This is a genomic window from Arthrobacter cheniae (assembly GCF_003602275.1).
GTDB lineage: Bacteria > Actinomycetota > Actinomycetes > Actinomycetales > Micrococcaceae > Arthrobacter_D > Arthrobacter_D cheniae.
In genome coordinates, this window is the sequence record NZ_QZVT01000008.1 from 1 (window position 1) to 15049 (window position 15049).

General features: G+C 62.6%; 16 protein-coding genes. 7 read left to right on the plus strand and 9 right to left on the minus strand.

What is annotated here, in order from left to right:
• Nucleotides 1-811 (minus strand): copper amine oxidase (locus D6T63_RS14285; RefSeq protein ID WP_456236542.1); only part of this gene is annotated, 811 nt, incomplete at its 3' end.
• 635 nt (nucleotides 812-1446) lie between these two features.
• On the opposite strand from D6T63_RS14285, the gene D6T63_RS14290 reads away from it, so the two are divergent.
• From D6T63_RS14290 to D6T63_RS14310, 5 genes are all read left to right on the plus strand, one after another.
• Nucleotides 1447-2793, plus strand: a complete 1347-nt coding sequence (locus tag D6T63_RS14290; RefSeq protein WP_120149859.1) for an APC family permease — start codon at nucleotides 1447-1449, stop codon at nucleotides 2791-2793.
• Nucleotides 2793-3536 (plus strand): IclR family transcriptional regulator, encoded by a 744-nt coding sequence (locus tag D6T63_RS14295; RefSeq protein WP_120149738.1) that lies wholly within the window; start codon nucleotides 2793-2795, stop codon nucleotides 3534-3536. Before D6T63_RS14290 ends, D6T63_RS14295 begins: the two co-directional genes overlap by 1 nt.
• Before the next feature lie 425 nt (nucleotides 3537-3961).
• On the plus strand, nucleotides 3962-4561 hold the full coding sequence (hxlB, locus tag D6T63_RS14300; RefSeq protein WP_120149739.1) for a 6-phospho-3-hexuloisomerase: 600 nt from the start codon (nucleotides 3962-3964) through the stop codon (nucleotides 4559-4561).
• A gap of 55 nt (nucleotides 4562-4616) precedes the next feature.
• On the plus strand, nucleotides 4617-5240 hold the full coding sequence (gene hxlA, locus D6T63_RS14305; protein ID WP_120149740.1) for a 3-hexulose-6-phosphate synthase: 624 nt from the start codon (nucleotides 4617-4619) through the stop codon (nucleotides 5238-5240).
• Between the two features lie 196 nt (nucleotides 5241-5436).
• Entirely contained in the window at nucleotides 5437-5661 is a 225-nt protein-coding gene (locus D6T63_RS14310; protein WP_407923751.1) for a hypothetical protein, read from the plus strand.
• A gap of 516 nt (nucleotides 5662-6177) precedes the next feature.
• Here D6T63_RS14310 and D6T63_RS14320 read toward each other — a convergent pair.
• The 3 genes from D6T63_RS14320 to D6T63_RS14330 are packed head-to-tail and all read right to left on the minus strand — an operon-like array spanning nucleotide 6178 to nucleotide 9067.
• Nucleotides 6178-7203 (minus strand): NAD(P)-dependent alcohol dehydrogenase, encoded by a 1026-nt coding sequence (locus D6T63_RS14320; RefSeq protein WP_120149742.1) that lies wholly within the window; start codon nucleotides 7201-7203, stop codon nucleotides 6178-6180.
• A gap of 5 nt (nucleotides 7204-7208) precedes the next feature.
• A complete protein-coding gene (locus D6T63_RS14325) occupies nucleotides 7209-8024 on the minus strand; it encodes a metal-sulfur cluster assembly factor (protein WP_120149743.1) in 816 nt (271 codons plus the stop codon).
• Nucleotides 8024-9067: an amidohydrolase family protein gene (locus D6T63_RS14330; protein WP_120149744.1), complete on the minus strand. Its 1044-nt coding sequence runs from the start codon at nucleotides 9065-9067 to the stop codon at nucleotides 8024-8026. Before D6T63_RS14330 ends, D6T63_RS14325 begins: the two co-directional genes overlap by 1 nt.
• A 165-nt stretch (nucleotides 9068-9232) precedes the next feature.
• Between D6T63_RS14330 and D6T63_RS14335 the strand changes: the two genes are divergently transcribed.
• Nucleotides 9233-10738, plus strand: a complete 1506-nt coding sequence (locus D6T63_RS14335; protein WP_120149745.1) for an AAA-type ATPase lid domain-containing protein — start codon at nucleotides 9233-9235, stop codon at nucleotides 10736-10738.
• Nucleotides 10739-10810: 72 nt separating this feature from the next.
• Here the strand turns inward: D6T63_RS14335 and D6T63_RS14340 are convergent, their stop codons facing one another.
• The 5 genes from D6T63_RS14340 to D6T63_RS19285 form a co-directional block, all read right to left on the minus strand.
• Entirely contained in the window at nucleotides 10811-11662 is an 852-nt protein-coding gene (locus D6T63_RS14340; RefSeq protein WP_182977021.1) for a universal stress protein, read from the minus strand.
• The gene (locus tag D6T63_RS14345; RefSeq protein ID WP_120149747.1) at nucleotides 11659-12150 is read right to left on the minus strand and encodes a universal stress protein; all 492 of its coding nucleotides are present in this window, start codon (nucleotides 12148-12150) and stop codon (nucleotides 11659-11661) included. Before D6T63_RS14345 ends, D6T63_RS14340 begins: the two co-directional genes overlap by 4 nt.
• A 102-nt stretch (nucleotides 12151-12252) precedes the next feature.
• A complete protein-coding gene (locus D6T63_RS14350; protein WP_120149748.1) occupies nucleotides 12253-12444 on the minus strand; it encodes a hypothetical protein in 192 nt (63 codons plus the stop codon).
• A 43-nt stretch (nucleotides 12445-12487) separates the two neighbouring features.
• A complete protein-coding gene (locus D6T63_RS14355; protein ID WP_120149749.1) occupies nucleotides 12488-13459 on the minus strand; it encodes a lantibiotic dehydratase C-terminal domain-containing protein in 972 nt (323 codons plus the stop codon).
• Nucleotides 13460-13547: 88 nt separating this feature from the next.
• Nucleotides 13548-13688: a hypothetical protein gene (locus D6T63_RS19285; protein WP_182977022.1), complete on the minus strand. Its 141-nt coding sequence runs from the start codon at nucleotides 13686-13688 to the stop codon at nucleotides 13548-13550.
• 364 nt (nucleotides 13689-14052) lie between these two features.
• On the opposite strand from D6T63_RS19285, the gene D6T63_RS14360 reads away from it, so the two are divergent.
• Nucleotides 14053-15021 (plus strand): helix-turn-helix transcriptional regulator, encoded by a 969-nt coding sequence (locus tag D6T63_RS14360; RefSeq protein WP_120149750.1) that lies wholly within the window; start codon nucleotides 14053-14055, stop codon nucleotides 15019-15021.
• The last annotated feature ends 28 nt before the right edge of the window (nucleotides 15022-15049 follow it).

The following is a 15049-nucleotide window of genomic DNA, read 5'->3' on the forward strand; positions in this document are numbered from 1 at the left end:
CCACGCCCTTGTCCTGGTAGCGCAGCTGGTGCAGGACCAGGCCCTCGCGGGGGGTGAATCCGATGCGGAACGTCCAGTTGGCCCACTGGACATGGTTACCGGTCACCGTGAAGGACGGGCCTTCGGGCTGGGTGATGGAAATGGGCTTCAGATCGGTCCGGGCCGGGCCGACGTACTTGGGCAGGTAATTGCCGCTAGCGGCCGGAACAGGAGTCTTCTCATCGTCCTGGAGCTGCACGACCTCGCCGGTGTTGAGGTCGACGATGACGATGAAGTTCTCGATCGGGTGGGCATACGGGCTGTCGTCGGGCTCGTCACGGACGAAGACCAGGGCGCGCATCAGGCGCCGTCCTTCGTTGTCCTCACCGAAGTACCCCACCGACCACGGCTCGAAGCACACCAATCCCATATCGGTGATGCCACGAGCTGCCAGGGCCGCGATGACCTCGGGGTTCTTCCGGCAGCTCTCCTCACCCTCGGCGAACTCGTCCAGCATGAACGGCGGATGCACTCCCGCGCCCAACTGCGTCCACGTCGAGACGATGCCCGCATCAAGGTCGACGATCGCCTCATAGGAGCGCCCCTCGGCACGATCGATCAGGACCGCGTCAGCCTCACGCACCGTCTCAATACCGGCCCGCAGCAAATCCTTCGCAGGCTCACGCAACTCGATACTGATGAAACGGAACGACTCCGCCGCAGCCGGCCCATCCTTCAAAATCGAAGCCGCACGCGAAATCTCAGCACGGGAAAGCGGATCAAGGGGGTACTCCACCCCAACTACGGTGTTGACGTCACTGTCGATACTCATCGTTCTCTCCTTGAATACATATACAAATGAAGGTTTCTCGCGGCCTGACAGCCGAAGATCCCGGTAAGCCGAAGATGATTAGAACTTGCAATTGTTGAAGCTGTTCACGGCATGCGCATATAGGCGTACGTCAGTACTCAACTGACGAACCTGGTGGGGTATACAAAGGCATCAGCTGCAATCCGACATACGCCTCTTGCGGAGAATCAGCCGAACTCCGTGTCGAGTACTGCTGATGTGATGCCGATCACTTACTTCCTTTGATGAGACAACGCTACGTCAAAGACTTCCCCCTGCGCGAGACCCTTCCAGAAGTTTCATTGAGAAATTCAGGAGCAATTCTTCTCACCTCAGTTAACATGTTGGAAACATCTGAAACATGCTGGAAACATGCCGGGGCAGAAGTTGCTCGGGTCGGGGCCTGGGACTGCTACCGTTCTGCGCCTCAGGTCGTTGCGTTGTCGTCCTCGTCAGCAAGGTGCACCTACCGTTCGAAGGAGAACTGGTTCTTGATGTCCGCCCGCAGAGATCGCTTCATCACACCTCACTCCCCGGTGGAGGGTTTGCGCCGCCGGAAGCTCGCTTTTCTGCCGGTCTTCGCCCAAGCGGTAGCTGCAGTGGCACCTGCTGGCGCCATGGCGGTCATCCCGGCCCTCGTCTATCCGACCGTCGTCCCGGGTTCCGCTTCTCCGAACCTTGTTCTGACGTTCGGAGCAGCCATGGCCGTGATGATCCTGGTCTCCTTCTGCCTCAGGCCTATGGCGAAGCGCATGGCTGCAGTCAGTGGCCTCTACAGCTACACAGCCAAAGGACTCGGACAACGGACGGCCATCACGGCCGGCTGGTCAGCGATATTCGGATACGGGGTCATAGCCATGGCCAGTCTGTTGGCTGTCGGGACATACACAGATCAGATGATGATCAACCTTGGGATCAATCTTCCGAACCCCAACATTTCTATGGCCCTAGTCATTCTTGCAGCGACAGCTTTCGCTTGTTTCCTCATGATTAGGGGAGTTCAAATCTCCGCCTGGTTCACGTTGATGGTTGAGTGCCTAGCAATAGGGCTCCTCACAGCCCTCATGATTGCCTACTTCGCCCTCAACACGCCGACGTTGGACTTTGAGGATTTCTTCTCCTGGAGTGGAGACCCGGATGTCTTATGGATTGGAATCGTCGTAGCCGTCAGTGCCTTCGTTGGTTTCGAAAGCGCTACTACCTTGGGAGGCGAGGCGCAGAAACCCTTCATCAGCATCCCGCGGACCATTACGTGGACTCCTATATTGGCAGGCACGCTGTATCTTCTTGCCGCGATCACTCAAGATCTGGCTCTCCACGACGCACCGACATCCATCAGGTCGAGTTCCACTCCGTTATCCGACCTGTTTGCCCAAACTTCCCCGCTACTCGCCGCGGTGCTTGACCTCGGCATCGCAGCATCCTGGTTCGCCTGTGCCATCGCATCTCTGAGCGCCCTTGCCCGAGTCCTTTTCTGCATGGGCAGAGAAGGCGTTGCACCAAGGATCATGGGTCGAGCCCACGCCTCCTATCGGACGCCCTCGGTGGCGATCATGGTCGTGATGCCGGTAGTGGCTGCAGTCCCAATAGCGGTTATCTTCTCCGGCACCAGCCCTCACCAGGGCCTCGTGCTTTTCTTCACCTTGGGCGCCTACGGGTACCTCGGCGCCTACATTCTTGCCAGCGCCTCCCTGCCCTTCTTCTTGCATCGGATCGGGGAAGATACGTACGCCAGCTGGATCCTTGGGGCAGTAACGCCCCTGACCCTCGGTTTCGTGCTGTGGAAAGCCGCGACAGTATCAACCGATACAGGTAACCTGCAGGCCCTCATCTACGCCGGCGTCCTTCTCGCCAGCGTTGTATACGCCCTGATCCTGCATCTCCGTCTACCTGAGCGTCTGGCGTCTGTTGGCGTCTACGACGAGAGCCAGGATTCGGACCTGTTTCTTGGAAGGCCCAGCTGATGGGCTACAAACCCGCGCACTCGGGGCCCAGCACTGCGTCGAATTCGCTCAGGATTCTGGAAATAGTGGCTCGGTTTGGCACCGGAACCACGGCGAAGGAGATTACCGACGCGCTGCAGATGCCGCCGGCGACCGTCTACCGAATGTTGAACGCGCTCGTTGCTGATGAATACCTCGTTCGCACATCTGACCTCCGCGGTTTCGCGCTCGGTCACGCAATCTCAGGCCTCATCATGGCCGCAGTGCCACCGAACGTCTCCACCGCGGCTCGCTCTGCAATAGAAGAGTTCCGAAGCGGAAACCGCTTCGCCGTACACCTCGTATTGTTCCGCAACGCATCTCTCAAAATTGCCGACGAAGATCCGGATTATCCGCTGCAGTCAGCATCCGACATGCTCCGGCATCCACACGCCTCCGCTGCAGGGAAACTCATGCTCGCTGAACTCGGTGATTCGGCTCCCCCTTTTCCAAAGGGCCCCTTGATGAAGCTGACGCCGCACACCATCACAGACAGGCGGCAACTAGAGGAGCAATTCGCGCACATACGTGCCGAAGGCCAAGCCGCGGACATCAACGAACTGGAACAAGGGTTCTCCTGCCTGGCCATCCCGGTGAAACTCCCACACGGGACCGTTGAGGCGGCTGTCTGCCTCACAGGTCCCTCAGAACGGTTTTCCGCCATCTGCGACCACGCGGAAGCAGCCCGTGAGCTGGCGTCGCGACTAGCGCCACTCCTGCTCTAATCGCAAGACGCAGCTTTGCGACGCCGTATATCGATATCTGGACAAACGGTGGAATATCTCGACATATGACCGAGCACCATCTGGGGCGATATCCGACAAGAACCTCACAGGTTCCCCGTCTCGACAACGATTGTCCGATCCATCTACATTCCCGGTGCCGTTCAGGTGTGACGCGGACCGACGATCACCTGAACGGCAGCACACGATATCCACAGGCGTCAGCGCACGTGTCGCCAGAACCGAGCGCTGATCCCGATCATCGGGGTAGTCCTCGGCAGGCTGGAGTCCGCACCAATACTTAAGTGTAGGCAAAACCGTCAGAAAACAGTGTTACCCCTGCCCATTCGGCTCACCATGATGGATATCAACCACAAAACGTTCGTGCGGCCCCTCAGGGCGGACGACCAAATCAAAGGGGATGAATTGTGAGCTCGACAGCAGATGAGACGACTATCGCACCCACCACGGCAGATGACATTGGTCGTAATCTCACCCTCATAAGGGACGAGATCGTGGACACGGCGGCCAAGATCAACGAGCAGGAGTTGGCCGCACTGGCGGCTCATCTCCGCCAGCCAGGGCAGGTGTTCGTCGCCGGAGCGGGCCGAAGCGGCCTCGCCCTCCGCATGACTGCCATGAGGCTGATGCACCTGGGACTGTCCGTCCATGTCGCCGGTGATACCACCACCCCAGCAATCGGTTCCGAGGACCTGCTCCTCGTAGCTTCCGGCTCGGGTACGACCTCAGGAGTAGTCAAATCCGCTGAGACAGCGGCGAAGGCCGGAGCACGCATTGCAGCGTTCACCACCAACGCCGAGTCTCCGCTCGCAAAGCTCGCCGACGTCGTGGTGATCATCCCTGCCGCCCAGAAGACCGACCACGGCACCAGCGTGTCCCGTCAGTACGCGGGGTCCCTCTTCGAACAGGTACTGTTCCTGGCCACCGAGGCCATCTTCCAGTCCCTATGGGACAACACCGACGAGCCGGCCGAAAAGCTCTGGCTCAGGCACGCGAACCTCGAGTAACCAAGGCCTTTCCTCTTCCACTTACCGCAGTTCCCAACAGAAAGAGAACAACACCATGAAGCTCCAAGTAGCCATCGATCTGCTCACCACCGAAGACGCCCTCGAACTGGCAGGCAAAGTCGCCGAGTACGTCGACATCATCGAACTCGGCACCCCCCTGATCAAGGCCGCCGGACTCTCCGTCGTCACTGCCATCAAGGAAGCCCACCCGGACAAGATCGTCTTCGCTGACATGAAGACCATGGACGCCGGAGAGCTCGAAGCAGACATCGCGTTCAAGGCCGGTGCTGACCTGATGACCGTCCTCGGAACCGCCGATGACTCCACCATCGCTGGTGCCGTCAAGGCCGCCAAGGCCCACAACAAGGGCGTCGTCGTCGACCTCATCGGCGTAGCGGACAAGGTCACGCGCGCCAAGGAAGTTCGCGCCCTGGGCGCGAAGTTCGTCGAGATGCACGCTGGTCTGGACGAGCAGGCCAAGCCCGGCTTCGACCTGAAGGGACTCCTCAGCGCCGGCGCCGAGGCCCGTGTTCCGTTCTCCGTAGCCGGTGGCGTGAAGGTTGCCACCATCGGAGACGTCCAGAAGGCCGGCGCCGAGGTAGCTGTTGCCGGAGGCGCGATCTACAGCGCCGCCGACCCAGCCCTGGCAGCCAAGGAACTCCGCGACGCCATCGCCTAACCCTTCGAACGATGGTGGCGTCCCGGGCTTGGAGAAAAGGCCCGGGACGCCACTCCCGGATCCACCACACTTCGTTCAGCGTCATCGAGAGCGGTACAACTCCCAGCGTCCGCGTGTGCGGACCAATCACACCTTTCGCGAACTAGGACCTACACCACTTCGCGTCGAGGGTGACACGAAGAAAATGGAAAGGAATGTGATCACCATGGGCGCACAGTGCCTCGACCAGGTGGAAGTTCTCGTTACCGAACCTGGCCAGCTTCAGGAGATGCTCGACGATGCAGAAGCAACGCTCCGAAGAATCGCAGCGCGACAACGATCTGCAGGCATCGTAGTCACTCGCCATAATCATCGCCGGTACACGCTCGCGCTCAGCGACACGGTTCCGTTCGGAGAGACGCGGGAGCAATATCTCCCGTAGTCGTCACGACACCGGATAACACTTCGGTGAGCGTTTACCTGGGCCTGGTGCAACACCCGCATATCGAAGGGCGTGGCGTGAGCTCCTGCCAGACCCCCCCGATTGGAATCCGAGGCCGGACAGCATGAACGAGGCGGGCGCGCCCGCGATGATGGCCGAGTCAACGAGGGCCAGATCCTGATTGCGTGGGAAGAACTGATACTCCTCGAATGCCCCCTCCTCCGTGTAGACCAGAGGAGGGGATGTCGGCGCATCTGTAGAGGCAACGGTCGGAACGGTGACGCATCGGATGCCCGTCAGGAATCCTGCTGCCTCGACCGTGTCGATCGTGCTGCCACCTCACCCGGTGACTACGCCGCGAGGGAGGGACTCTTCCAGCCGCGTGGTCGCCCCTGACTCTCCGTGGAGCCCTACCGGAGCATCGTGCAGGGGTCCGACTAGGACAGGCTCATCTCGCGGTGACCTACAGGACCAGGAGGAGGTCCATCGGTCTACCACTGCGTACTGCGCATCAGGTCAGGGAACGAGAATCGCGCGCCCACGCACCTTGCCGGCGTCGAGGTCGTCGATCGCCGACTGGAAGTCATCGAGGGCGTATTTTTGCGTATGCAACGTGACTGATCCTTGGGCGGCGAGGGCCATGAGGTCCTGCAGGTCGTTGTAGCTGCCGACGAGGTTGCCGATGATGTTGATTTCCGAGGAGACCAGGTCGATGGTGGGTACGTTGATGTTCTCTCCGTAGCCGACGACGAAGTAATCCCCGGCTTGTCGGGTCATGGCGATGCCTTCGGACGTCGCCCCGCCTTCTCCCACGAAGTCCATGAGGACCTCGGCGCCGTGGCCTCCGGTGAGTTCGAGGACGTGTTCGATCTGTTTTCCGTCGGCCAAGACGCCTTCGTCGGCTCCGATACTTTTCGCGAGTTCGAGGGCGGCGGGATTGCGGTCGACGACGACAATGCGGCTGGGCGTGAGTGCTTTGAGGACCTGGATCCCGATGTGTCCGAGGCCGCCTGCTCCGATCACCACGCAGGTGTCCCTGGGCGTGAGTCTTTTGGCTGCTTTCGCCGCCGCGTGGTAGGCGGTGAGGCCGGCGTCGGCGAGAGCGGCGACATCAGCGGGTTCAAGCGAATCATCGATCCTCACGACCGAGCGGGCAGAGGTCAGCAGGTACTCGGCGTATCCGCCGTGGGTGTCGATTCCGGGAAACTTACTGGTCTCGCAGTGCACATCATCGCCGGAACGGCAGGCGCGGCAGAGCCCACAGGTCACGAGTGGGTGGAGGATCACTTTGTCGCCAACCTCCACGTTCGTCACTGCGGTCCCGATGGCATGGACCCAGCCTGCGTTCTCATGACCGATCGTGTAGGGCAGTTGGACCTGCGACTTCTCCGCCCATTGCCCCTCGAGGATGTGAAGGTCGGTCCGGCAGACACCGGCACCGCCGATTCGAACAATGACATCCCACGGCCCGGATACTTCCGGCATGGGTGCCTCTGTCATCTTCAGGTCCTGGTGGTAACCGACGACCTGGACGGCTCGCATAGTGCTCACGGGTGGATCTCCTTGACTGCTACTGGGAGCAGGGTGTGGTGACTGGTGGGTTCGGCGCCTTCGGGGCGAACGCTCTGGTCCGCCTCGGATCCTGCATAGCGGGTGCGCAACAGTCCCCGGCAGAAGTGGGCGTTGCCGTCGATGGAAATCCGGGTCGACCGGGCCCTACGCAATGCCATGGACACGGCCTCCGGCGCGTAGGTGTGCCCTTCATGGTCGACCAGGACGACGGCATTCGGATGCGTGGGCAGTCCGAGCGTTTCCCGTCGGCGCAGGAGAGCCGTCTTGCTGCGCCCAGCCGAAAGGTCCGCCAATCGGATGCCACCGACATCGGTTTCTGCGAGGTCCCGGTCGGCGCGGAGAAGTTCCGTCAGGCAGCGTTCCATCGCTGCGGTGTGTGCTTTCTTCCGGAAGGTCCACCGCAACTCGTCGAGGCTGTCTTCGGCTTCGTGGCGGAACGTTCCCCGGTAGCCGGCGTCGGCCGCGAGTCCGGCATTGATCAGGTCCGAGTCGTGGTGGTCGTCCAACTCCACGACGACTTTCTCGACCCCTTCCATGGCCGCGATGGCGTCCTTGCTGTCGGATGCCATCAGATAAGCGAAGTTGGGTGAACAGAACGACGTCGGGAGACGTAGGTGCACGCTGACGACCAGGCCTCCGACACCCCGGGTAACGTCGATGGACCGCACGAATCCCAGATCGGTGATCGGTTCATCGAGTTCGGGATCCTGGACGGCGTGCAGGGCGTGCCGGACGTCCTCACACTCGAGGAGGACAGCGCGAGGTGCCGGCAGGGTCTGGACATCAGTCATCAGACGCCCGCCAGGTCCGCACGGTCGGGCTGGCGCGGGCCCGTCGCGGTCTCTTCGGCGTCGGGCAGCCGTAAGGCTTCGGGTACCGGGATGTCGTACATCTTGGCGGCGTTGAGGCCGAGAATCTTCTTCTTCTGGTCGATGGTGAGCGGGGCGTACTCGGTCATGTCCTCGGGGATCTGGAAGTCGACGAACGCTTCGATCAGCCATCTCGGCGTCCACAGGGCGTAGTCACTGGAGAACTGGATGCGGTCCTCGCCGATCCAGTAGATGAGTTCACCGATGATCTGCGCGAAGTAACGGGGCCGGGTGTGCATGAAGGGCATGGCGACGGCGAGACCGCCGTGCACATTCGGCTCCTGCGTGGCGATCCAGCAGAAATCCTCCAGGCGAGGCAGCCCGACGTGCTCGACCACGAAGTTCAGGTCGGTGAAATCGGTGGCCGCGTGGTCCACGTCGGAGACATCGAAGGCATCCCGGTCCAGGGGGCGGATCGTAGGACCCTTGTGGACGTGGATGTTCTTCACGCCGAGCTTCCGGCATTCCTCGAAGTAGCGGTAGGTCCAGGGGTCGGAGAGCTTGTAGCCGCGCGAGTCGCCGTTCCATTCGGCGGTGTAGAGCTTGACGCCCTTGAAGTTCATGCGCTCGTGATCCGCGCGCAACTGGTCCAGGCCGGCCTCGCCATTGCGCGGGTCGAAGCAGTGGTTGTAGGTGAGCTGGGTCGGATGGGCCGCGGCCAGGGCGTAGGACTCCTCGATCTGTCCGAACCCGTTCTTGTAGAACTCCCCGAGATACGCGGGCTGGAAGATCGCGTGATCGACGTAGCCGTCCTCGAAGATGTCCTTCATCAGGCGCTGCCCGCCCTGATACAGGTATTCCTCGTAGGTCCACAGCTGTTCGGCGGGTGAGAGGTTGCGGTGATAGTCGTAGAAGCAGTCGATGAACTGCTTGCCATGGATGTTGCGTTGGTTTTCAGGGCGGGCGTCCCACAGGGCAATGTGAGCGTCAACGATGAAATAATTCTCTCCGTCTTTGGTGTACATGCCTGATCTCCATCTCCTCACGACTGCCGTAGTCGTGATGGAGGACGACACTATGCGCCCTCTCAGCTCAGCAACCCTGATCGGCGTCTCAATGTGAGACACGGGGTCGGCCAAAGAAGCAACGCACAAGCTATCGTCGGATGATCACCTTCAAGGAGGTCGGCAATGAAGCCGAACCACGAAAAGTCACTCACTGCCACGACGGAGGAATCCAGCGGGGGCGGAGTCTCCTCCAGTACTCGTCGCCTTCTGGCGTCCTGGCAGAGAAGCCAGGAGTACGGGGTATCGCCAGAGATCGTCGAACCTGCCTGGGCCGGCGAGGTGCCCGATGATTCATTGTTCTACCAGTGTGGACAGGAAGTGTTGGCAGGCCTTCACCAGACCTTGTCGAACGAACCACTCAGCCTCATGCTGACCGACGCCGAAGGACTTGTCCTCAACCGCTTCAGCGGGGACTCCTCCCTCTTGCGGGCACTGGATCGCGTTCACCTAGCCCCCGGCTTCGCCTTCTCTGAGCGGGAAGCCGGAACAAACGGTCTCGGTCTTGCCCTGGCGGACCGGGTTCCTACCTTGGTCCGCGCCGAAGAGCACTACAGCGCCAGCCTCCGAACCTACACCTGCGCGGCGGTGCCGGTGATGGACCCTGTCACCGGTCACCTGGAGGGAAGCATCAACATCACCACCTGGTCCAAGACCTCCCCCGGACTCCTTCTGGCCCTTGCCCAGTCCGCGGCCACCAATACCTCGACCCTCATGTTCAGCCGATCACAGGGGCGCGCTGCACCCGCCAGGCCACAAGGAGGAGTATTCCGCGTGCGAAGGCCACGCCTCGAGCCCGCAGCAGGCACGATGCGCGCCATGTCTGCACCCTGGACCGCAGCCCTCGAACAAGCAACGGCGACGCTGGCCCGAGGGAACGCGGTTGCAGCCATCGGGGAACATGGAAGTGGACGAGCAACGCTGCTCGGGCAGGCCCTTCGGCAGGCGCATCCGGCCAGCCGAATCCTGTGCGCGACCGTCCCGTCCCCGGAGATGGTCGACGCATGGCTCGCCCTGTGGACGCCCGAACTGTCGAAGTCGGACACTGCCATCATCATCGAGAACGCTGACTTCCTTCCCGCGTGGGCTGCCCACGAACTCGCTGCCCACGCGAGGAACATCCTCAGTTCCTCTCCGCGAGCCCCCGGAGCAGCTCCGTCCCTCCTTTGGGCCTTCTCCGCTGAACAGCTCGATCACGTGCCGCAACCCCTGCGGGAGTCCGTGGAAACCGTCGTACCCGTACCTTCGCTTCGCGAAAGACCGAGTGATGTGATGCCTCTCGCGAGATACGCTGCACGACAGACCAGACTGCGCGATCTCGACTTCACCCCGGCAGCCGAACGGGCCCTAACTAACCATGATTGGCCCGGGAACGTCGATGAACTGGTCGAGGTGGTGCATGCCGCCGCGCTCGTCACGGAGACGATCGACGTTCGGCATCTTCCCCCCGGGCTGCTGAGTCGCTGCACACAGAAGCTGACCCGGATCGAGAAGTTCGAACGCGACGAAATAGTGAGGACCCTGGCTCAGCCCGGGATGTCTGTCGCGGCTGCCGCTGTGGAACTGGGTATCAGCCGGGCCACGATCTATCGACGGCTTGCCAAGCTGGGACTTGCTCCGCGCCGCTCCTGACCTGACGTGCAGCCCTCATGACCGGCCGAGTGCTGCGCCGGATCGCCGATGGGGGCCTGAGGCTGTCGCGACTCAACGCACGACGAGGACGTTGCCCTGGGCGTGATGCAGCACCGCGTGCACCGTGGATCCGAGGCGGGCACCGAGTGTGTTGTTTCCCTTGGCGCCGAGCACCACACAGACAGCGCGACTTGCGTGATGCAGGATGACCCCGGCCACCGAGGGCTCCGCGAAGGAATCTTCGATGACGGTGAGGTCGGCGTCGGCCGGCAGGAGATTCAGCGCCTGCTGGATGACGGAATCGCGGTCCAGGTCCGGAAGCCGTGCGGCTGCGTGTCGGCTGTACGGGCGGACATGCAGAATGTGCAGAGAAGCATCGAGGGTCTCTGCGAGATCAGCTGACGCCGTGACGGCCCGGTCACTTTCCGGCGAGCCATCGACGGCGACCAGGACTTCGCCGTCGTCGGGCTGGTCATTCCGGATCGCTGCGATGGGACAGGAAGCCGTGGCTGCGAGATGGAGGCTGACCGATCCGACGAGGAGGCCCCCGAAACCACCGAGCCCCCGTGTGCCGGTCACGAGCATGGCAGCTTCGACTGACAGTCTCGTGAGTACTTCCGTGGGGAATCCGACGAGTAGCCGATTGCTGACGTCGACTTCCGGTTCGGCCTGCTGCGCGAGGGCCAGGCCCTCGGCTGCGATCTTCTCCGCTGCGCGCTGCAGACCGCTGTCCCTCACGTCGGGCACAGGGCCGAGGTCGTGGGTGAAGAACGGCCAGGACCAGCAGTGCACGACGACGAGCGGAAGCCCTGCCGCCGCCGCATGATGGGCTGCCCACAGGACCGCGCGTCGTGAGCCGTCGGAGCCGTCATAGCCGGCGACGACCGGTTTGGCCACGGCTGGGGAGACGCTGGATGCGGTCACATCGAGGCTCCGACCGTCGGCACAGCGATTGCCGCACCTCCCGCCAGTTGCGCGGCTCCATGAGAGACGAGAACCGGGCATTCGGCTCTCTCAACGACAGCGGAGCTCACCGATCCGAGGAGCAACCCGTTGAATCCCCCGCGACCGCGCGAGCCGAGGACGACCATCGATGCATGCCTGCTTTCCTCGATGAGGATCTCGGTTGCGAGTCCATGACGCACCCGTCGCGTGACGACACAGGGAGCCCCAGTAGGAAAAGCATCGGTGACTGCCCGATCCAGGGCCCGGCCTGCGAGTTCCTCGTAGTCATCTTCCAACGGCGTGTAGGGGCCGGATACGAGCGGGTGCTGCCAGGCAGCGAGGGCGTCGATCCTGTCTCCGGCGAGGGGCATCAGGCTGGCTGCGAGTCGCAGCGCTGCAACAGAGGAGCAGGAACCGTCGACACCTACGATGATGACTCGTTGTCCCGGTGTAGGAGTGGTTTCCATGAAGGATCCTTCGCTGGCAGGAGATGCTGCTCCTTCGATGTTTGCGTGGGTAACGCTGTACGGCTAGGGCACTACGTCCCGCCTGCGGCCCGCATGTTCTGCTCAGTGCCAGTGGTGGTCCGCCCACGCGGCGTCGCGCAGGTAGTCCCGCGCCGGTCCGATCTCCCACAACTGACCCTGCGACTCGAGCACACCGTTGTCCTGCATGGACTCGACCACCTCCGAAGTACAGCCCAACGCCTCCGTGAGGTCACTCTGGTCCACGGCTAGCACGATGGTATTCCTGGCGTTCATGGTGCAGTCCTTCGCTCGATGGGTCCTGTCCGGCCGTAGCCGATCAGGCACTTCGCGTTGCGGTGATGAGGCCTGCCTGTGGTTTCCACGACCGCGCGTAGAGCCCGAGGGCGGCCTCTTCCCGCGCCACGAAACCGAGGCGGTTGAGCGTCATGTGCGCCTGGTAGACGGTCAGGTGCTGGGCGCTGCGACTGACCCGGACCTTGTCAGCGCGGTAGAGGTACGTATCGAGCGCGCGGAACCAGCGCCGTCGCCAGTTGTGCACGGCCGATTCGGACGCCGTCGCTGCCATGAGGGCATGAAAGCCCATGGCCTTCGAAGCGACCTGGGCGGTCATGGCCTCGCGGACTCCGGCAGCACGCGGCCCGACGTCGGCGGTGCAGGTCCGGAGGTGGCTGTCCCAGTAGAAGTCCCAGGTGAGGCGGCGGCGATCCTGCCAGCCGGCGGAACGGGGCCCGCGCATCATGCTGTGGGCGGCATCGAAGAGGATCAGGGCACCGAGTGCCGAGCGGCTCTGCATGCGGGGGAAGCGCTGGTTGGCCCAGACCGCGAGTTCCGAGCTGAGCTCGAAGACTTCTTCTGCGAGATGGAGGCCTTCGACTCCGCCGTACTTCACGAGGTTCGCTTCGAGGTGGGGATCCGCCATCTCCTGGCCACCGGAGTAATACGTGTTGCTCGCCGGGGCCGTGTAGTGCTGCCGGACCACGAGCAACGGCAGGTTCCGAGCGCTGCGCACCTGAAGTGCCCGCTGGAATGCCCGGAGCCGCTCGAGGACCCGGGGATGTGCATGGATGCTGAGCCTGATCTGGCTCACGACCCCCGTGGATGCGTCCTCACAGCGGCTGAAGTACCAGCGCTTGGCGCCGAGCGCCTGTGCCTGCGCCACCAGCGGGGTAACCAGCTCTTCAATGATGCCGTCCGCTACATCGAAGCCACCCGTCGAGAGGGAAAGATGCCACCACTGAGTGCTGACGACCGTCCGTGAGGCGGTTCGGGCGACTGTCAGCTGACTCATGGCTCTTCCCTTCAGGGTCTGTGATCACCCCCGCTGGGGCGGGCTCTGGTTGCGGCGCCCGGGCTCTAGTCCGTCGCCGCAAGTTCTTCTACTTGGGCCAGTCCCAGCTGCTCGCCGTGACCGACGCCTTGGGCCAGTCCCAGCTTGCTGCGCTGGCGGACTGACCTGCCGGCACCACGGCTCCGATCAGGATCAACAGGCCTGCAGTCGCGCCGAGTACCTTCTTCATGACGATCCTTCCTTGCCCGTCTCCGGGAGGTCCCGCTGTTCCGCACGGCTGTCCGCAGTGCCCGTTTCCTACGGAGCTCCTCGCGGGACTCCTGTGAACCGGCTCCCTCAGACTCGCGGTGACCAGAGGGTAATGTCCAGCAGTACGGGTGACCGTTTACGGACATGACGCGAAACGGACGCCGGCCTGTGGCCCGAGCGGACGATAGTCTGCTCGGGGTACCCCTGATCGCCGGAACGGCGGGGATTCCGCGACGTTGCAGCACCTAGGAGTTGCTAGTCGGGGTGGTGTGTCATTAACTGGACATGTCATGTTTTTCATACGTGATCGGTGCCCACGCCATGGGACGGGACAGGGAGAGCTCATGCTGGACGCGACGTCGCTCGAGGTCTACCGGTATGCGGTAGGACACCCGGGCTGGAGCCGCTCCGAGGTCTCGGAGGCACTCGGCCTGACGCTGCGCCGCATCGATGAGGCCATCGGGAAGCTTTCGGAGCGCCGTCTCCTCAGCCCACAGGCCGGCAGTGAGAATGGGCTCGTCGCTGTATCGCCGGACGTCGCCCTCGCCGATCTGGTGGACGCGGACGAGCGCGCGATGCAGGAACTCAAAGCCCGGATCAGCGGCCAGCGGCGTGAGCTGTCGAGCCTCCTCCCCACCTTCCTCGATGCCCGCAAGCACGTGCTGGCCAGCACATCGGTCGAGACGCTCGAAGACCCGCACCTCATCCACCGGGTCCTCATCGACTACGGCCGCGACGTCACGGAGAAGGTCTACATCGCGCAGCCGGGGCAGGGTTCGACGGCGGACGTCCACGAGGAGAGCGTCCGGAAGGACCTCGAGCTGCTGGAGAAGGGCGTACGCCGCCGGACCCTGTACGACACGAGTACCCGCGACCACGTTCCCACACGCAAGGCTGTCGAGACCATCGCCGCCGGTGGCGGTGAGTTCGGCGTCCTTCCCTTCATTCCCCTGCGCATGCTGATCTTCGACGACAAGCTGGCTCTGGTGGGACGCCAGCTCACGCGCGAGGACAAGGCCGCCCTGGTGATCCGCGACCACAGCCTCATCAACATCTTCACCCATCTCTTCGACATCGCCTGGGAGATCAGCCAGCCGTTCCTCGCTCCGGACGCGGTGGCGTCACCGCTCAGCAGCATGCAGCGATCTATTATCCATGGCCTCGCCAACGGTCTGTCCGACGAGTCGATCGCCCGGCGCCTGGACATCAATGTGAGGACCTGCCGACGCCACATCGCGTGGATGCTCGACACGCTCCACGCGGATAGTCGTTTCCAGGCTGCTCTCAAGGCGCGCGAGGCCGGCTGGGTGTAATCGGCGCTTTTGGTGAACAACTGTTGCC

Coding starts and splice junctions, on each gene's coding strand:
- hxlA (WP_120149740.1), top strand. CDS start 4,617: ATGAAGCTCCAAGTAGCCATCGATCTGCTCACCACCGAAGACGCCCTC.
- D6T63_RS14320 (WP_120149742.1), bottom strand. CDS start 7,203: ATGCGAGCCGTCCAGGTCGTCGGTTACCACCAGGACCTGAAGATGACA.
- D6T63_RS14295 (WP_120149738.1), top strand. CDS start 2,793: ATGGGCTACAAACCCGCGCACTCGGGGCCCAGCACTGCGTCGAATTCG.
- D6T63_RS14335 (WP_120149745.1), top strand. CDS start 9,233: ATGAAGCCGAACCACGAAAAGTCACTCACTGCCACGACGGAGGAATCC.
- D6T63_RS14325 (WP_120149743.1), bottom strand. CDS start 8,024: ATGACTGATGTCCAGACCCTGCCGGCACCTCGCGCTGTCCTCCTCGAG.
- D6T63_RS14360 (WP_120149750.1), top strand. CDS start 14,053: ATGCTGGACGCGACGTCGCTCGAGGTCTACCGGTATGCGGTAGGACAC.
- D6T63_RS14350 (WP_120149748.1), bottom strand. CDS start 12,444: ATGAACGCCAGGAATACCATCGTGCTAGCCGTGGACCAGAGTGACCTC.
- D6T63_RS14345 (WP_120149747.1), bottom strand. CDS start 12,150: ATGGAAACCACTCCTACACCGGGACAACGAGTCATCATCGTAGGTGTC.
- D6T63_RS14355 (WP_120149749.1), bottom strand. CDS start 13,459: ATGAGTCAGCTGACAGTCGCCCGAACCGCCTCACGGACGGTCGTCAGC.
- D6T63_RS14290 (WP_120149859.1), top strand. CDS start 1,447: ATGGCGGTCATCCCGGCCCTCGTCTATCCGACCGTCGTCCCGGGTTCC.
- D6T63_RS19285 (WP_182977022.1), bottom strand. CDS start 13,688: ATGAAGAAGGTACTCGGCGCGACTGCAGGCCTGTTGATCCTGATCGGA.
- D6T63_RS14330 (WP_120149744.1), bottom strand. CDS start 9,067: ATGTACACCAAAGACGGAGAGAATTATTTCATCGTTGACGCTCACATT.